Origin of the sequence: Bradyrhizobium sp. KBS0727 (assembly GCF_005937885.2) — a bacterium.
In the GTDB taxonomy this organism is placed as follows: domain Bacteria; phylum Pseudomonadota; class Alphaproteobacteria; order Rhizobiales; family Xanthobacteraceae; genus Bradyrhizobium.
In genome coordinates this window covers 3,273,640-3,289,723 of the sequence record NZ_CP042176.1, presented here as the reverse complement: position 1 = coordinate 3,289,723, position 16,084 = coordinate 3,273,640, and the positions used below count along the sequence as shown (strand labels likewise).

Here is a 16,084-nt window from a genome sequence, read left to right as displayed (position 1 = left end):
TTAGCAGGCCGTCCGCCAGGTAGATGCATGGGTTCACGGCCTAGTCGATTATTATTTGACGCGTTTTCTTAACGCGAACCGGTATCCACTTCGCTTGAAAACGCTTTGTCGTTGCGCCCGTCGAATTTCGTTCGCGCGCTTTCGATCTCGACCCGATGATCGAACGCCCATTTGCCGAGCGCCTCGACCGGTTTCGACAGACCGCGCCCGAGATCGGTGAGTTCGTAATCGACGCGCGGCGGGATGGTCGGGAATACGGTTCGCGTCACCAGGCCATCCCGCTCGAGGCCGCGCAGCGTCAGCGTCAACATTCGCTGCGAGATGCCGCCGATCATGCGCTTGATCTCGTTGAAGCGCTTCGGGCCGTCGCCGAGCATCATGATGACGAACACGCTCCATTTGTCGCCGACCCGGGCCAGGATCGAGGCGACGCCGCGGCAGTCGCTGTCGAGATGCGGACTGGGCGGCAGGACAGGCACATGGGTGTGCTCAGGTTTCAAGACTGTGCTCGGGTTTCAAAATTGTGCGTTCTTGCGGGAAATATAGGTGGTCACTCATATAGCGCCAGTTACAAACTTATACCAAGGGTGACACCTATGAAACTTCTCCACATCGACTCCAGCGTGCTGGGGCCCCACTCCGTCAGCCGCCAGGTTTCCGCCGCCATCGTCGATCGGCTGCGCAAGGCAACCCCTCACCTCGACGTCAGCTACCGCGACCTGACGCTGACGCCACTGGCACATCTCTCAGGATCTCATCTGGCCGCCGGTCAGGGCGCCGAGCCCGAGGCCGCGCTACAGTCGGACATCGCCGCCGGCCAGACCGTGCTGGAAGAGTTTCTCGCCGCCGACATCGTCGTGCTCGGCGCGCCCATGTACAATTTCACGATTCCGAGCCAGCTCAAGGCCTGGATCGACCGCATCCTGGTGGCGGGCAAGACGTTCAAATACAGCGCGCAGGGTGTTGAAGGCCTCGTCGGCAACAAGCGCGTCATCGTTGCGATCTCACGCGGCGGATTTTATGGCGCGGGCACGCCGGCTGCGGTCGGCGAACATCTGGAAACCTACCTGCGTTGGGTGTTCGGCTTTATAGGCGTGGCCAATCCCGAATTCATTTCCGCCGACGGTATCCAGGTCGGCCCCGAGCATCGCGAAAAAGCGGTGGCAGATGCCTTGAGAGCAGCGGGCAGCCTCAACGCTGCGTAGCAGGAAACTTCGTGCCGGCACCGCCTGCCGCCTGACGACTGCGGCAGGCGGGTGTCACATGATGACGGAGATTTTCAGTACCAGACGCCCTGTACGCCCAGGATGACGGCAACGAGCGAGATCAAAAGACCGATACCTGAAAACAACGCGATTGAAACCAGTTGGGTGATATCCGAATTCTCTGATGCGGACTCGGTGACAATCGGCTTAGCGATGCGGGCGGCTTTCGGCATGACTGCCTCCAATGAATTTCGTAGTCAAAAATCCCGGCCCTTGGGAATGTCTTGGCACCTGCCACGAAGGTTCAATGTTTTTGAGCGCGCCTCAAAAATACGTCCGCCAGACGAGGGAACCGGACAGCGCAACCGGTGAAAGAATTTTTCGCCCGATGGCACTGACCCGATTCGATAATTTGGAAGAAGTTTATCCGCGATAGATCGGTGCGCCGCTCGGTGACGCCGTCGCGCCGCCATCGACGAACAGTTCCTGGGCCTGAACGTGAGAGGCGTCATCGGAAGCGAGGAACAGCACCGTCTTGGCCACCTGATCGGTCTCGCCGAGCCGTCCGAGCGGGGTGGACAATGCAATCCGCTTTTCAAACGCCTTTTCGGCTTCCGGCGTTGCGACCGCAGCACCCCAGATCGCTGTGCGGATCGCGCCGGGTGACACGACATTGACGCGGATGCCGCGCGGCGACAGTTCCGACGCCATGGAGCGCGCCATCGCGCGGACGCCGGCCTTGGCCGCGGCATAGGCCGATTGGCCGGGAATGCCGAGCACGGAAATCACGGATCCGTTCAAAATGATCGAGGCGTTGTCGTTGAGGTGCGGCAGCGCCGACTGCACCGTGAAGAACACCGAGGTGAGATTGGTCCGGATCACATTGTCGAACGCCGCAAGCGTGGTGCTACCGAGTGGCGACGGTCCGGCGATGCCTGCATTGGCAAACACGATATCGAGCTTGCCGAACTTTGCCGCGGCCTGCTTGAGGGCGGCGTCGGTGGCGGCGATATCGGTCGCATCGGCGACGATCGCGAGCGCATTCGGCCCGAGTTCCTTTGCGGCGGCCTCCAGCGTCGCCTGGTTTCGTCCCGTGATCAGCACTTTCGCGCCCTCCGCAACGAACAGTTTCGCAGTCGCCAAGCCGATGCCGGCATTGCCGCCGGTGATCCACGCCGTCTTGTTTGCCAGCCTCATAACAGTCTCCGTTGGTTGCATTATTAAACTAGATTGCCTACGTAGGGCGTCTGGTTTTATAATGCAACCACACAAGACCGTGATCGGTCCTGCTGTCCCGGCGGAGATAGCCATGGTGAAACGGACGAGCTTTGAGCGCGACGACTGCCCGATCGCACGATCGCTGGATGCGATCGGCGACTGGTGGTCGATGCTGATTATTCGCGAGGCCTTGTTTGGCAGCCGTCGTTTCGGCGAATTCCAGAAGAAACTGGGGCTCGCCAAGAATATTCTGACGGTGCGGCTGCGGGCGCTGGTCGATCAGGGCATCCTGAAAACGGCGCCCGCCTCCGACGGCAGCGCCTATCAGGAATATCTGCTGACGCCGAAGGGCCGCGGCGTGTTTCCTGTTCTGGTCGCGCTACGCCAATGGAGCGAGGAATTCGACGAGCGGCCGGAGGAGATTGCCACCATCCTGGTCGACAAGGAGAACGGCCGGCCGGTGCGCAAACTCGAACTGCATTCCGAGGACGGAAGGCTGCTGACACAGGCGGATACGGCGTTGCAGCGACGACCTGCCGGAAAGCCTGGCCAGCGGGTTACGACATAGCGGCGCTCACGACAGCTTGCGCTTGCTGCGGGTCCGCATCCGCTCTTCCGCCTCGAGCTGTGCCATGCCGAGCAGGTGGCTGAGGACCTCAAGCCGGTGGTTCTTTGCGAGCTTGACCAATTCGGCCACGGTTTCCGCGATGAAGGCCACGGCCTCGTCGGGGCCGCCCTCCCCGTCGCGTTCATCCGTTGAAGATCGCCCGGCTCCACCCGAAGCCGTGCGCTTCCGGCCGCCCCGTGCCTTGCTCAATAAATCGGTATCCCAATCCAACACAATATAATTCAGAAATAGCCGGTTTATTGACACAACTCTAGGACGTATTCTGCAGCGCTATAAATACAAAGTCGCATCCCGCGCCTCCCTGCTCAATATCTGTCGATTTGACAGGGGGGCCTCACCACCCCATGTTCGGTCCGAAACGGCTGGCGCGAGTCTCGCGATACCGGCCTTTATCTTTTCCCGTAAGCTATTGGAATGACATGAATATCGTCATTGTGGAGTCGCCGGCGAAAGCCAAGACGATCAACAAATATTTGGGCGCCTCCTATGAGGTTCTGGCCTCGTTCGGCCATGTTCGCGACCTGCCTGCCAAGAACGGATCGGTCGATCCGGAAGCCAATTTTCAGATGATCTGGGAGGTCGACCCCAAGGCGGCCGGCCGGCTCAACGACATCGCCAAGGCCCTCAAGGGCGCCGACCGCCTGATCCTCGCAACCGACCCTGACCGCGAGGGCGAAGCGATTTCCTGGCACGTGCTGGAAGTGCTGAAAGAGAAGCGCGCGATCAAGGACCACAAGATCGAGCGCGTCGTGTTCAACGCGATCACCAAACAGGCGGTGACGGATGCCATGAAGGCGCCGCGCCAGATCGACGGCGCGCTGGTCGACGCCTATATGGCGCGCCGGGCGCTCGACTATCTAGTCGGCTTCACGCTCTCGCCGGTGTTGTGGCGCAAGTTGCCGGGCGCGCGCTCGGCCGGCCGCGTGCAGTCGGTGGCGCTGCGGCTGGTGTGCGACCGCGAACTCGAGATCGAGAAGTTCGTCGCGCGCGAATACTGGTCGCTGGTGGCAACGCTGACGACGCCGCGCGGCGACGCCTTCGAGGCCCGCCTGGTCGGCGCCGACGGCAAGAAGATCCAGCGGCTCGACATCGGATCGGGCGCGGAAGCCGAAGAGTTCAAGAAGGCGATCGAGGCCGCGAACTTCACGGTTTCGACGGTCGAAGCCAAACCGGCGCGCCGCAATCCGCAGGCGCCCTTCACCACCTCGACACTGCAGCAGGAAGCGAGCCGCAAGCTCGGCTTTGCGCCGGCGCATACGATGCGGATCGCACAGCGGCTCTATGAGGGCATCGATATCGGCGGCGAGACCACCGGTCTCATTACCTATATGCGAACCGACGGCGTGCAGATCGACGGCTCTGCGATCACGCAGGCGCGCAAGGTGATCGGCGAGGACTACGGCAACGCCTATGTGCCGGATGCGCCGCGCCAGTACCAGACCAAGGCCAAGAACGCGCAGGAAGCGCACGAAGCGATCCGCCCGACCGACCTGTCGCGCCGGCCCGCCGAAATGCGCCGCCGCCTCGATACCGATCAGGCCAAGCTCTATGAGCTGATCTGGATCCGCACCATCGCGAGCCAGATGGAATCGGCCGAACTCGAACGCACCACGGTGGATATCGCCGCGAAGGCCGGCTCCCGCGTGCTGGACCTGCGCGCCAGCGGTCAGGTCGTGAAGTTCGACGGCTTCCTCGCGCTCTACCAGGAAGGCCGCGACGACGACGCCGACGATGACGACAGTCGCCGCCTCCCCGCCATGAGCGAGGGCGAAGCGCTGAAGCGGCAGAACCTTGCGGTCACGCAGCACTTCACCGAACCGCCGCCGCGCTTCTCGGAAGCATCATTGGTCAAGCGGATGGAAGAGCTCGGCATCGGCCGTCCCTCGACCTACGCATCGATCCTGCAGGTGCTGAAGGACCGCGGTTACGTCAAGCTCGAGAAGAAGCGACTGCATGGCGAGGACAAGGGACGCGTCGTGGTCGCGTTCCTGGAGAACTTCTTCGCGCGCTATGTGGAATACGATTTCACCGCCAATCTGGAGGAGCAGCTCGACCGCATTTCCAACAACGAGATCTCCTGGCAGCAGGTGCTGAAGGAGTTCTGGGTCGGCTTTTCCGGCGCGGTCGCCGACATCAAGGACATTCGCGTCTCCGAAGTGCTCGACGTGCTCGACGACATGTTGGGACCGCACATCTATCCGCCGCGCGCGGATGGCGGCGATGTCAGGCAATGCCCGACCTGCGGCACCGGCAGGCTCAACCTGAAGGCCGGCAAGTTCGGCGCCTTTGTCGGCTGCTCGAACTATCCCGAATGTCGGCACACGCGTCCGCTGGCTGCCGACGGCGAAGCCGGCGCCGACCGCGTGCTCGGCAAGGATCCGGCGACCGATCTCGACGTCACGGTGAAAGCCGGACGCTTCGGTCCCTACATCCAGCTCGGCGAGCAAAAGGATTATGCCGAGGGCGAAAAACCCCGGCGCGCCGGCATTCCGAAGAACATGTCGCCCGGCGACATGGAGCTCGAACTGGCGCTGAAGCTATTGTCGCTCCCGCGCGAAATCGGCAAGCATCCGGAAACCGGCGAGCCGATCACCGCCGGCATCGGCCGCTTCGGCCCGTTCGTGCGCCACGAAAAAACCTATGCGAGCCTGGAGGCCGGCGACGAGGTGTTCGACATCGGCCTCAACCGCGCGGTGACGCTGATCGCCGAAAAAATTGCAAAAGGCCCGAGCGGACGTCGTTTCGGCGCCGATCCCGGCAAGCCGCTCGGCGAACACCCGAGCCTCGGCGGGGTTGCGGTTAAGAACGGCCGCTACGGTGCGTATGTCACGTCAGGTGGCGTCAATGCCACGATCCCGAGCGACAAGACGCCGGAGACGATTACGCTCGCGGAAGCCATCGCGCTGATCGACGAACGCGCCGCCAAGGGCGGCGGCAAGCCCAAGCGTGGCGCCAAGAAAGCCGCGCCGAAGAAGGCCGCCGCCAAACCTGCCGATCCCGACGCGCCAAAGCCTGCCAAGAAGGCCGCGGTGAAGAAGGCGGCAGCGAAACCGAAGGCGAATGCCGTGAGCAAGGCGCGCGCGCCGGTTGCCTCTGCAGCCAAGACGTCGGCGGCCAAGCCGGCAGCATCCAAACCGCCCGCGAAGAAGAGCGCGGGCAAGGCCCGGGGATAAGTGAACAAGAAGCACGACAGTGGTTTTCCGAGCCGGGACGCCATCGTCGCCTTCATCCGCGCGAATCCCGGCAAGATCGGCACGCGCGAGATCGCGCGCGAGTTCGGCCTGAAGAACGCCGACCGCGTCGCGCTGAAGCAGATCCTGCGCGAGCTCGCCGATGACGGCTCGGTCGCCAAGCGCGGCCGCAAAATTCTGGAGCCGGCAGCCCTTCCCCCGACCGTGATGGCCGATATCACCGGCCGCGACACCGACGGCGAACTGCTCGCGGTTCCCACCGAGTGGGATACCGAGCAGGACGGACCCGCCCCGAAAATCCACATCCACGTTCCGCGCCGACCGCAACCCGGCACCGCCGCCGGCGTCGGCGACCGCGCGCTGCTGCGCATCGAAAAGACCGGTGACAACGACGGCACGCCCTATCGCGGGCGCGTCATCAAGGTCATCGATCACGCCCGTACCCGCCTGCTCGGTATCTTCCGCGCTTTGCCCGCCGGCGGCGGCCGTCTCGTTCCCGTCGACAAGAAGCAGGCCGGCCGCGAACTGAATATCGCGAAAGACGACACCGGCGGCGCCGAGGACGGCGACCTTGTCAGCGTCGATCTCGTGCGCACGCGCGGCTATGGACTGGCGTCGGGCAAGGTGAAGGAGCGGCTCGGCTCGCTCGCGACCGAGAAAGCCGTCAGCCTGATCGCGATCCACGCCCATGAAATCCCGCAGGTGTTTTCACCGTCAGCGTTGCGCGAGGCCGAGGATGCGCAGCCCGCGACCTTGAAGGGCCGCGAGGACTGGCGCGACCTGCCGCTCGTGACCATCGATCCGCCCGACGCCAAGGATCACGACGACGCGGTGCATGCCGCGCCCGATCCGGATCCGAGCAACAAGGGCGGCTATATCGTCCATGTCGCCATCGCCGACGTTGCCTTCTACGTGCGGCCGGGCTCGGCGCTGGACCGCGATGCGCTGACGCGCGGCAATTCGGTGTATTTCCCCGATCGCGTGGTGCCGATGTTGCCCGAGCGCATCTCCAACGATCTCTGTTCGCTGGTGCCGGGCGAGCCGCGCGGCGCGCTCGCGGTGCGGATGGTGATCGGCAGTGACGGCCGCAAGCGATCGCACAGTTTTCATCGCGTGCTGATGCGCTCGGCCGCGAAGCTCAACTACGCGCAGGCACAGGCTGCCATCGACGGCCGGCCCGACGACACCACGGGCCCTCTGCTCGAGCCGATCCTCAAGCCGCTCTATGCGGCCTATGCGCTGGTCAAACTCGCCCGTGACGAACGCGATCCGCTCGATCTCGATCTGCCCGAACGCAAGATTTTGTTGAAAGCCGACGGCACCGTCGATCGCGTCGTCGTGCCGGAGCGGCTGGACGCACATAAGCTGATCGAAGAGTTCATGATCCTTGCCAACGTCGCCGCAGCCGAGATGCTTGAAAAGAAGGCGCTGCCGCTGATCTACCGGGTGCACGACGAACCGTCGCAGGAGAAGGTGCATAACCTCGCGGAATTCCTCAAGACGCTCGATCTGCCGTTCGCAAAGGCCGGCGCGCTGCGCCCTGCGCTGTTCAATCGCGTGCTGGGCCAAGTTCGCGGCGAGGACTACGAACCGCTGGTGAACGAAGTGGTGTTGCGCTCGCAGGCGCAGGCGGAATATTCGGCGGAGAATTACGGCCATTTCGGCCTCAACCTGCGCCGCTACGCGCATTTCACTTCGCCTATCAGGCGATACGCGGATCTGATCGTGCATCGCGCGCTGATCCGGGCGCTCGGCCTCGGCGAAGGCGCGCTGCCGGAAACCGAGACGCTGGAAACCCTTGGCGAAGTCGCAGCCCAAATTTCCGTGACAGAACGTCGCGCCATGAAGGCGGAACGCGAGACCGCGGACCGCCTGATCGCGCATTTCCTCGCCGATCGCATCGGCGCGAGCTTCCAGGGCCGCATTTCCGGCGTCACCCGCGCCGGGCTGTTCGTCAAACTCAGCGAAACCGGCGCAGACGGGCTGATCCCGATCCGCACGCTCGGCACCGAGTATTTCAACTACGACGAGACGCGCCATGCGCTCATCGGCACACGCAGCGGTGCCATGCATCGGCTGGGTGACGTTGTCGACGTGCGTCTGGTAGAAGCAGCACCAGTAGCCGGCGCGTTGCGGTTCGAGCTGTTGTCGGAAGGTAAGTCCATTCCGCGCGGCAGAAAACGTGACGGATCGCGAGCGTCGACAAAGCCGTCGAAAGCGCGTCCAGGCCGCAGCCCGAACGACAAGGCCGGCGCGCCCGGCAAAGGCAAGTTCGGCAAGGGCAAGTCTGGCAAAGGGAAGTCCGTAAAGTTCAAGCCGGGTAAATCCAAATCCGGCAAATCGAAGAGAGGCAAATCATGGTAACGGTGAGCACCGCGACGGCAGTCTGGAGCCAGGATTCCGTGAAGGGCGAAAAGCGCGACCTATGGACCGCGATGAAACGCGGCTTTCGCTGCCGGTGCCCGCGCTGCGGCGAAGGCAAGCTGTTTCGCGCCTTCCTGAAGGTGGACAACAACTGCTCGGTGTGCGGGCTCGACTACACGCCGCACCGCGCCGACGATTTGCCGGCCTATCTCGTGATCATCATTGTCGGCCACATCCTGGTACCGGTTATCCTATGGATCGAAACCGATTACGCGCCGCCGGTATGGCTGCAGCTTTCGATCTACCTGCCGGTCACATTGATTGCATCGCTGGCGCTGCTGCAACCGGTCAAGGGCGCCGTGGTCGGCTTCCAATGGGCGATGCGCATGCACGGGTTTGACGAGAATGCCCCTAGCGACGTTCCTCCCGTCTAGCTAAACCACCAATAACAAAAGCATGAACGGGGATGGAATGACCGAAGCTGCGACGGCGCCCAAGGAAGAAAAAGAAGCCGACCATCATCCCTATTTCCGGCCGAAAGACGCGGCGACACTGATCCTGATCGATCGTTCCGGGGAAAAGCCCAAGGTGCTGGTCGGCAAGCGCCACGACAATGTGGTGTTCATGCCGGGCAAGTTCGTGTTTCCCGGCGGCCGCGTCGACAAGTCAGACAACCGCGTCCCCGTCGCCGCCCCGATTACGCCGGAGCTTGAGTCCAACCTGCTCAAGGGCAGCCCCAAGATCGCAGCTTCGCGCGCACGCGCGCTCGCGGTCGCCGCGATTCGTGAAGCCTGCGAGGAAACCGGCCTCTGCCTCGGCCGCAAGGTCGACACGAAGGTGACGCTCGAAGGCGCCTGGAAGCCGTTCAGCGACGCGGGTCTGCTGCCCGATCCGTCCAGCCTGTTCCTGATTGCGCGTGCGATCACCCCGCCCGGCCGCGTCCGCCGCTTCGACACCCGCTTCTTCACCGCGGATGCATCCGCGATCGCCCATCGCGTCGAGGGCGTGATTCATCCCGATGCCGAGCTGGTGGAGCTGGTCTGGGTCGAGATCGGCTCCAAGCCGTTGGCCGATGCCCATGCCATGACCAAGAACGTGCTGGCCGAGCTCGACCGCCGCCTCGCCACCGGTCCGCTGCACCACGACGCGCCAGTGCCGTTCTTCCATTTCTACGGCGGCAAGATGCAGAAGGACGTGCTGGGGGCGTAAGCCTCCGACCGTCATTGCGAGGAGCGTGAGCGACGCAGCAATCCATTCTTGCTTCTGCCGCGCGATGGATTGCTTCGCTTCGCTCGCAATGACGCTGAAAACGTCCTGCGGACATCCCTCAAATTGCAATATTCTTTTCGGGCTATCCGGATAGCGCCGTCTTGTTCGCATCCCTATCTCTGTCCCAACAATAACAGTTCGGAATGGGGCAAATGGCGAAGCGGCAACTCAAGCTCGGCGCGTTCATGCGGCCGGTCTCTATCCACACCGGCGCGTGGCGTTATCCGGGCGCGTGGCCCGATGCCAATTTCAATTTCCCGCATATCAAGAAACTGATCCAGAAACTGGAGGCCGGAAAGTTCGACGCCTTCTTTATGGCCGACCATCTGGCCGTGCTGAACATGCCGGTCAATGCGCTGAAACGCAGCCACACCGTGACCTCGTTCGAGCCGTTCACGCTGCTGTCGGCGCTGGCCGGCGCCACCGAACATATCGGCCTGATCGCAACGGGATCGACGACGTTCGACGAGCCCTATCATGTCGCCCGCCGCTTTGCTTCCCTCGATCACATCTCTGGCGGCCGTGCCGGATGGAATATCGTCACCACCTCCAATCCGGACGCCGCGCTGAATTTCGGGCTCGACGACCATATGGAGCACGCCGAGCGCTACAAGCGGGCGCGTGAATTCTATGACGTCGTTACGGGCCTGTGGGATTCCTTCGCCGACGACGCCTTCGTGCGCGACGTCGAACAGGGCCTGTATTTCGATCCCGCCAAGATGCACGTGCTCAACCACAAGGGAAAATATCTTTCCGTCCGTGGCCCGCTCAACATCGCCCGCCCCGTTCAGGGCTGGCCGTTGATCGTGCAGGCCGGCGCATCCGAGGACGGCAAGCAGCTTGCGGCCGAAACCGCGGAAGCCGTGTTCACCGGCGGTGGCAGCCTTGCCGACAGCCAGAAGCTCTATGCCGACATCAAGGGGCGCATGGAAAAGATCGGCCGCGATCCCGAGCACCTGAAGATCCTGCCCGGCGCCTTCGTCGTGGTTGGCGACAGCGTCGAAGAGGCCAAGGAGAAGCGCGCGAAACTCGACAGCATGGTGCACTACGACAGCGCCATCGCCTCGTTGTCGGTCCAGCTCGGCACCGACGCCTCCGGCTTCGACCCCGATGGGCAGTTGCCGCCGATCCCCGAGACCAATGCCAGCAAGAGCGGTCGCCAGCGCCTCGTCGACGCCGCCGCCCGCGACAAGCTGACGGTGCGCCAGCTCGCGCAACGCGTCGGCGGCTATGGCGGGCTCTCCTTTGTCGGCACGCCCGTGACCATCGCCGACCAGATGGAGGAATGGCTAACCAGCCGCGGCAGCGACGGCTTCAACATCATGTTCCCGTTCCTGCCCGCGGGCCTGGATGATTTCGTCGACAAGGTTGTGCCGGAACTGCAGAAGCGCGGGATTTTCCGCAAAGAATATGAGGGCCGGACGTTGCGGGAGAATTTGGGGCTGCCGCGGCCGAAAAACCGGTTCTTTGAGGCCTAGCGCGCCTATTCCACAAAAGTGGGTACCGGTTTTGCGATCAGAATACGCGCAAAAGCATGGATTCCACCCGGAATCAGGCTGGTTTTTGCCCCGAAAACCTTGACTTTGGGCGGATCGACGGTAGGTTGCGCGGCAAATGCAGGCCGATTTGGCCGGCGCCTGACACCCCCATTTTTGAGGTTCCGAACATGGCCAAAGCGGTCACCATCAAGGTCAAGCTCGTTTCCACGGCGGATACCGGCTTCTATTACGTCGCCAAGAAGAATTCGCGCACCATGACCGACAAGCTGGTCAAGAAGAAGTACGATCCGGTCGCGCGCAAGCACGTCGAGTTCAAGGAATCGAAGATCAAGTAAGACCGCTGGCATGGTACTGAGTTCAACGGGGCCTTGCGGCCCCGTTTTCATTTTGCGGCCCGCCACCCGCAAGGTGGCACCAGGACCCGCGCACTGTTATCCTCGCTCGGGAACCGGTTTCCGAACACCGTGTTGAGTTAAGCGATTCCGCCGCGCCGACTTGTGCCTCTCTGGTAGGCCCTGGGCATCGGGTTCACATGAGCGCAACCCTGGACGAGCGAAATGCCGGTGGCTACTCGGTCGCCTATGTGCGCGAAGACATCTACTTTCCCGTCTACATCAGTGCTGCGCTGGCTGCGATATTCTGCACGGCCACCTGGATCACCGGCGCCATCTATTGGTCATTGCCTGCCGTGGCAGCGGCCAGCTTCACCTACTACAACATCCCCCTGCTGGAGACCGGGCGGCCGACCATCGGCGCCAATCAATATGGCATCTTCATCCAGGCCTTCGGATTGATACGCTGGCGGGCCATCGAGCGCATCGATGTCGTTCAGATCGCCGAGCGGGCGATGACGGTCCATGAGCTGCAGATTGTGCTCAACGCACCGCTCCGCAGCGCTCTCGTCGTCGATTGGCGCAAGCAGCCAATCTATCGCCTGCTGATGCGCCTACCTTGGCGCATGGACCACAATGGCGCCTTGCGGATCAGTCTGGAGCCGTTCGATCAGCCGCCGGATGTGATCCACCGAACATTCCTCAGGATGTGGCGCTTCTATCGGAGCTAGACTAGCCCGTCGCGATGTCTCGGGACAGGTTGGCACGGCGAAGAGCGCTCGGGCGTCCGTGGTATCGGCCCGATCCGCTTTGTAACGTAGGTCTTCATTCAGCCGCCGAAGGCCTCATCGCGCAAATGCGCATCAGAGATCCGCGCTTCGGGATTATGCGTGATGGTCATGAACCAAACGAGGCTGAAGAACAGCGACCAAGCTGTGTTCCAATAGAACCAGTTCATGTGATCTCCTCGCCGAGTGATCACCGCGAGCAGTAAAGTAGTTAGAACTGGCTGGACCCAACACCCCCATCGAGGTTTTGGCCGCCTCGATCGTTTCCAGCCCGGTTCAGGGGCAGCTTTTTTTCCACAACGGCCGGCGATGAACGCCGGCGCTGCAGGACGCTGCCTTGACTCTATATTATTGCACGACTTCTCCGTGCAGCGCGAGGTCCAGCCCTTCCCGCTCGATGTCTTGCGTCACGCGAAGACCGACGAACATCTTGACCACGAAAAGGATGATCAGGCTGACGACGGCGTCATAAACGAAAACGGTGGCCACCCCGATGCATTGGTTGAAGAACTGTCCAACGTTACCCTCCAGAGCGCCTGGGGTTCCACCGTATTGCTCGACCGCGAACACCCCGGTCAGAAGCGCCCCGACGATGCCGCCGATCGCATGAACGCCGAAACAATCCAGCGCGTCGTCATAGCTGAACAAGCGCTTCAAGCCGGTGCACCCCCAGTAGCAGAAGACGCCTGCCGCGATTCCGATGGCGAAGGCGCCGACCGGCCCGACGAAGCCGGAAGCCGGCGTAATCGCGACAAGGCCGGCGACCGCGCCCGAGCAGATGCCGACGACGGTCGGCTTGCCCTTCAGCGCCCATTCCACCAGCATCCAGGTAAAGCCGGCAACTGCGGTAGCAATCTGGGTTACCAGCATCGCCATTCCGGCTTGCATGCCCGCGGTCACGGCGGAGCCGGCGTTGAATCCGAACCAGCCAACCCACAACAGGGAGGCGCCGATGAAGGTGAGCACCATGTTGTGCGCCGGCCCGGTTTCTTTCCGTTTGCCAAGCATGATCGCGCACATCAGCCCAGCAACACCGGCGTTGATATGCACGACAGTGCCGCCGGCGAAATCCAGCACTTTCACCCACGCGGCGTCGTTGCCGGCGGAGAAGATGCCGTCGGGTCCCCAGACCCAGTGCGCAATCGGCGCATAGACGAAAATTGCCCACAGGCCGATGAACCAGAGCATGGCCGAGAACTTCATCCGCTCGGCAAACGCGCCGGCGATCAACGCTGGCGTAATGATGGCGAACGTCATCTGAAAGCAGATGTACACGCTCTCAGGAATGGTCGCGGCGAGCGGATTGGGATTGCCGATACCTCCCTTGCCGATGTCGCTCAGGATGTCCTTCAAGAACATCCTATCCAGGCCCCCGATGAACGGCGAGCCGGCGCGAAACGCCATACTGTAGGTAAAGAGCGCGAACAGAATGGTGACGAGGCAGGTGACGGCAAAGCTGGTCATCACCGTGTCGCCCACGTTCTTCTTGCGCACCATGCCACCATAGAACAGGCCGAGACCCGGAACGGTCATCATCAAGACGAGCGCGACCGACGTCAGCATCCATGCGGTATCGCCGGAGTTGGGTGTACACTTCTCGAGAATCTTGCCACCGCAGGCTGGCGGCCCCGCGTCTTCCGCGAGCGCGATGTCACCGAACAGCATGCAGAAAAGCGCAATCCCCAAGAGTGCAACCACGAAAGGCGCGAGTCTTTGGCACGTGTATTTCCAGTGTCCCATCGTCTCTCTCCTACGGATGTCGGTGAAGGTTTACCCAGCCACTTTGTCGATCTCTCCCATGCGAATGCGAACGGCGCGCCATCAGCACGATGCGAAAATTGGTGCGCCCTTTAGTTTGTTTCTGAGACTGTCTTGAATGGCGCGCATGAACCGTCCGGTGCCTAGAGCGGCGACGGCAGGATCAACGCCGATTTTGGGCAAAAGACTCGGGATGCTCGACGTCGCGGCAACGTCGAGTTGAAATGGCTGGGGATTGGCGGCTGCCAGCCTCATGAACTACCTGCCTTCCCCTGACGTTCAACCAAGGGCGGACGATGTCGATGACGTTTCCCGAACCCGATTCTTAACCTTGGTCAGACAAGATTCATGCCATCGAAGGCATTCGGTTAACCAAATGAATTATCATCGATTTTTGGCTTCCCGTGCGAAGGCGTTCTGGTTTTCTGCCGCTTTTAACGGCACAATTGCTTAAAACGCAGGCAGCACTTTCCACTGCCTCTTTTTAAGCTACCTCCGGGTCAGCCTTACGCCGTTCGCAACAGCGGCGGCCCGCTCGGCCGGATCAGCGCGAATGCGACCTGGATGATTCCACCGGCGAGACCCAGCGCGACGCCGATGCGCCAGGCCATGGTGTAGGAGCCCAGCTGGTCGTACAGCACCCCGCCGCCGAAGGCGCCGAGGAAGCTGCCGAGCTGATGGCTCATGAAGGCGAGCCCCTGGATCATCGCCTGCCATTTCAGGCCGAACATTTCGGCGACCGCACCCGCCACCAGCGGCCCAACGCCCATCCACAGGAAACCCATGATGGCGCCGAACAGCAATGTCGTGGCCGGCGTCGGCGGCAACGTGAAGTACCAGGCAAGCGCGATGGAACGGACGATGTAGATGCCGCCGAGCAGCGCCAGCTTGTTCCAGCGCTGGCCGGCCCAGCCGAAGAAGATACTGCCGAGCACGTTGAAGCCACCGATCATGCCGAGCGTCTGCGCGCTCAGCATCGGGTCCATGCCACAGATCGCCAGATAGGACGGCAGATGCGTGGTGAGGAAGACGAGCTGCATGCCGCAGACGAAATAGGCGCAGGTCATCACCACGAAGGACGGGTTGGAGAATGCGACCTTGACCGCGACGCTGGCCGAGGTGTTACCGATGTCGTCCGACGCCGGCTTCGGCAGCGGAATCCGGTCGACGCCGCCGGCAAACCAGGCCGCGGGAATCATCGCCAGCGCCAGCACCACGAACCCTGCAAGGCCCACGCGCCACCCATAGCCTTCATTCAGGATCTGCCCGAGCGGCGCCGACAACAGGGCGCCGAGCGATCCCGCCCCTGACACCAGGCCCATCACTGTGCTGCGCACCGTCGCCGGCACCGCGCGCGCTGCGACCGACATCGCAATCGCCGCCGCGGTGCAGGCCAGCGACATGCCGATCAGCACGCCGCCACCGATCATGACGCTGAGAAAGCCGTGCGCGCCCGCCATCAACGTCAGGCCAGCGATGTAAAACAACGAGCCGATCACCATGATGCTGCGAAAGCCATAACGCACCGTCATCGCGCCGGCGAGCGGCTGGAGAAAACCCCAGGCGAGGTTTTGCACGGCAATCGCCAGCGTGAAGTCGGAGACCGATATGCCGATGTCATGAGTCAGCGGCTGCATGAAGATGCCGAGCGATTGCCGCAGGCCCATGCTCAGCGTCAGCATCAGCGAGGCGCCGATCAGGATGGGCAGCGTGGGGCGCAGGACTTGCAGCAGGGGCATTGTTCTTATTCTCCCTTGGGGCCGCGGCACGAAAGGCGCGTCCTGCATTTGGCGTCTGAAATGGGTACACAGACCTGTGTAAATAGGATATAG

General features: G+C 62.4%; 16 protein-coding genes. 9 read left to right on the top strand and 7 right to left on the bottom strand.

What is annotated here, in order from left to right; genetic code table 11:
* Positions 1–68 precede the first annotated feature (68 nt).
* The gene (locus FFI89_RS15030) at positions 69–500 is read right to left on the bottom strand and encodes a helix-turn-helix domain-containing protein (RefSeq protein ID WP_138837775.1); all 432 of its coding nucleotides are present in this window, start codon (positions 498–500) and stop codon (positions 69–71) included.
* A gap of 96 nt (positions 501–596) precedes the next feature.
* On the opposite strand from FFI89_RS15030, the gene FFI89_RS15025 reads away from it, so the two are divergent.
* On the top strand, positions 597–1,205 hold the full coding sequence (locus FFI89_RS15025; RefSeq protein WP_138837774.1) for an FMN-dependent NADH-azoreductase: 609 nt from the start codon (positions 597–599) through the stop codon (positions 1,203–1,205).
* Positions 1,206–1,279: 74 nt separating this feature from the next.
* On the opposite strand, the gene FFI89_RS34335 is transcribed toward FFI89_RS15025, so the two are convergent.
* Positions 1,280–1,438: a hypothetical protein gene (locus tag FFI89_RS34335; protein WP_168212895.1), complete on the bottom strand. Its 159-nt coding sequence runs from the start codon at positions 1,436–1,438 to the stop codon at positions 1,280–1,282.
* A 190-nt stretch (positions 1,439–1,628) separates the two neighbouring features.
* Positions 1,629–2,402 (bottom strand): SDR family oxidoreductase, encoded by a 774-nt coding sequence (locus tag FFI89_RS15020; protein ID WP_138837772.1) that lies wholly within the window; start codon positions 2,400–2,402, stop codon positions 1,629–1,631.
* Positions 2,403–2,514: 112 nt separating this feature from the next.
* Here FFI89_RS15020 and FFI89_RS15015 point away from each other — a divergent pair, with 112 nt between their 5' ends.
* Complete coding sequence (locus FFI89_RS15015; RefSeq protein ID WP_138837769.1) at positions 2,515–2,991, top strand: helix-turn-helix domain-containing protein; 477 nt, start codon at positions 2,515–2,517, stop codon at positions 2,989–2,991.
* 6 nt (positions 2,992–2,997) lie between these two features.
* Here FFI89_RS15015 and FFI89_RS15010 read toward each other — a convergent pair whose 3' ends face one another.
* Positions 2,998–3,261, bottom strand: a complete 264-nt coding sequence (locus FFI89_RS15010; protein ID WP_168212894.1) for a hypothetical protein — start codon at positions 3,259–3,261, stop codon at positions 2,998–3,000.
* A gap of 209 nt (positions 3,262–3,470) precedes the next feature.
* Here FFI89_RS15010 and topA point away from each other — a divergent pair, with 209 nt between their 5' ends.
* The 7 genes from topA to FFI89_RS14975 all read left to right on the top strand — a co-directional run bounded on the left by topA (position 3,471) and on the right by FFI89_RS14975 (position 12,437).
* The gene (gene topA / locus FFI89_RS15005) at positions 3,471–6,224 is read left to right on the top strand and encodes a type I DNA topoisomerase (protein WP_138837767.1); all 2,754 of its coding nucleotides are present in this window, start codon (positions 3,471–3,473) and stop codon (positions 6,222–6,224) included.
* Positions 6,225–8,606, top strand: a complete 2,382-nt coding sequence (gene rnr / locus FFI89_RS15000) for a ribonuclease R (protein WP_138837765.1) — start codon at positions 6,225–6,227, stop codon at positions 8,604–8,606.
* Positions 8,600–9,040 (top strand): DUF983 domain-containing protein, encoded by a 441-nt coding sequence (locus FFI89_RS14995; RefSeq protein WP_138837763.1) that lies wholly within the window; start codon positions 8,600–8,602, stop codon positions 9,038–9,040. The genes rnr and FFI89_RS14995 overlap by 7 nt, the downstream gene beginning before the upstream one ends.
* A gap of 37 nt (positions 9,041–9,077) precedes the next feature.
* Complete coding sequence (locus FFI89_RS14990; protein ID WP_138837761.1) at positions 9,078–9,815, top strand: NUDIX domain-containing protein; 738 nt, start codon at positions 9,078–9,080, stop codon at positions 9,813–9,815.
* Positions 9,816–10,027: 212 nt separating this feature from the next.
* The gene (locus FFI89_RS14985; protein ID WP_138837759.1) at positions 10,028–11,353 is read left to right on the top strand and encodes an LLM class flavin-dependent oxidoreductase; all 1,326 of its coding nucleotides are present in this window, start codon (positions 10,028–10,030) and stop codon (positions 11,351–11,353) included.
* A gap of 188 nt (positions 11,354–11,541) precedes the next feature.
* Complete coding sequence (rpmG, locus tag FFI89_RS14980) at positions 11,542–11,709, top strand: 50S ribosomal protein L33 (RefSeq protein WP_027537094.1); 168 nt, start codon at positions 11,542–11,544, stop codon at positions 11,707–11,709.
* A 197-nt stretch (positions 11,710–11,906) separates the two neighbouring features.
* Positions 11,907–12,437 (top strand): hypothetical protein, encoded by a 531-nt coding sequence (locus FFI89_RS14975; RefSeq protein WP_138837757.1) that lies wholly within the window; start codon positions 11,907–11,909, stop codon positions 12,435–12,437.
* A gap of 98 nt (positions 12,438–12,535) precedes the next feature.
* Here FFI89_RS14975 and FFI89_RS35195 read toward each other — a convergent pair whose 3' ends face one another.
* The 3 genes from FFI89_RS35195 to FFI89_RS14965 form a co-directional block, all read right to left on the bottom strand.
* Positions 12,536–12,664: a hypothetical protein gene (locus FFI89_RS35195; RefSeq protein ID WP_256379186.1), complete on the bottom strand. Its 129-nt coding sequence runs from the start codon at positions 12,662–12,664 to the stop codon at positions 12,536–12,538.
* A gap of 178 nt (positions 12,665–12,842) precedes the next feature.
* Complete coding sequence (locus FFI89_RS14970) at positions 12,843–14,159, bottom strand: ammonium transporter (RefSeq protein ID WP_305764656.1); 1,317 nt, start codon at positions 14,157–14,159, stop codon at positions 12,843–12,845.
* 599 nt (positions 14,160–14,758) lie between these two features.
* Positions 14,759–15,991: an MFS transporter gene (locus FFI89_RS14965; RefSeq protein WP_138837753.1), complete on the bottom strand. Its 1,233-nt coding sequence runs from the start codon at positions 15,989–15,991 to the stop codon at positions 14,759–14,761.
* Between the last annotated feature and the right edge of the window lie 93 nt (positions 15,992–16,084).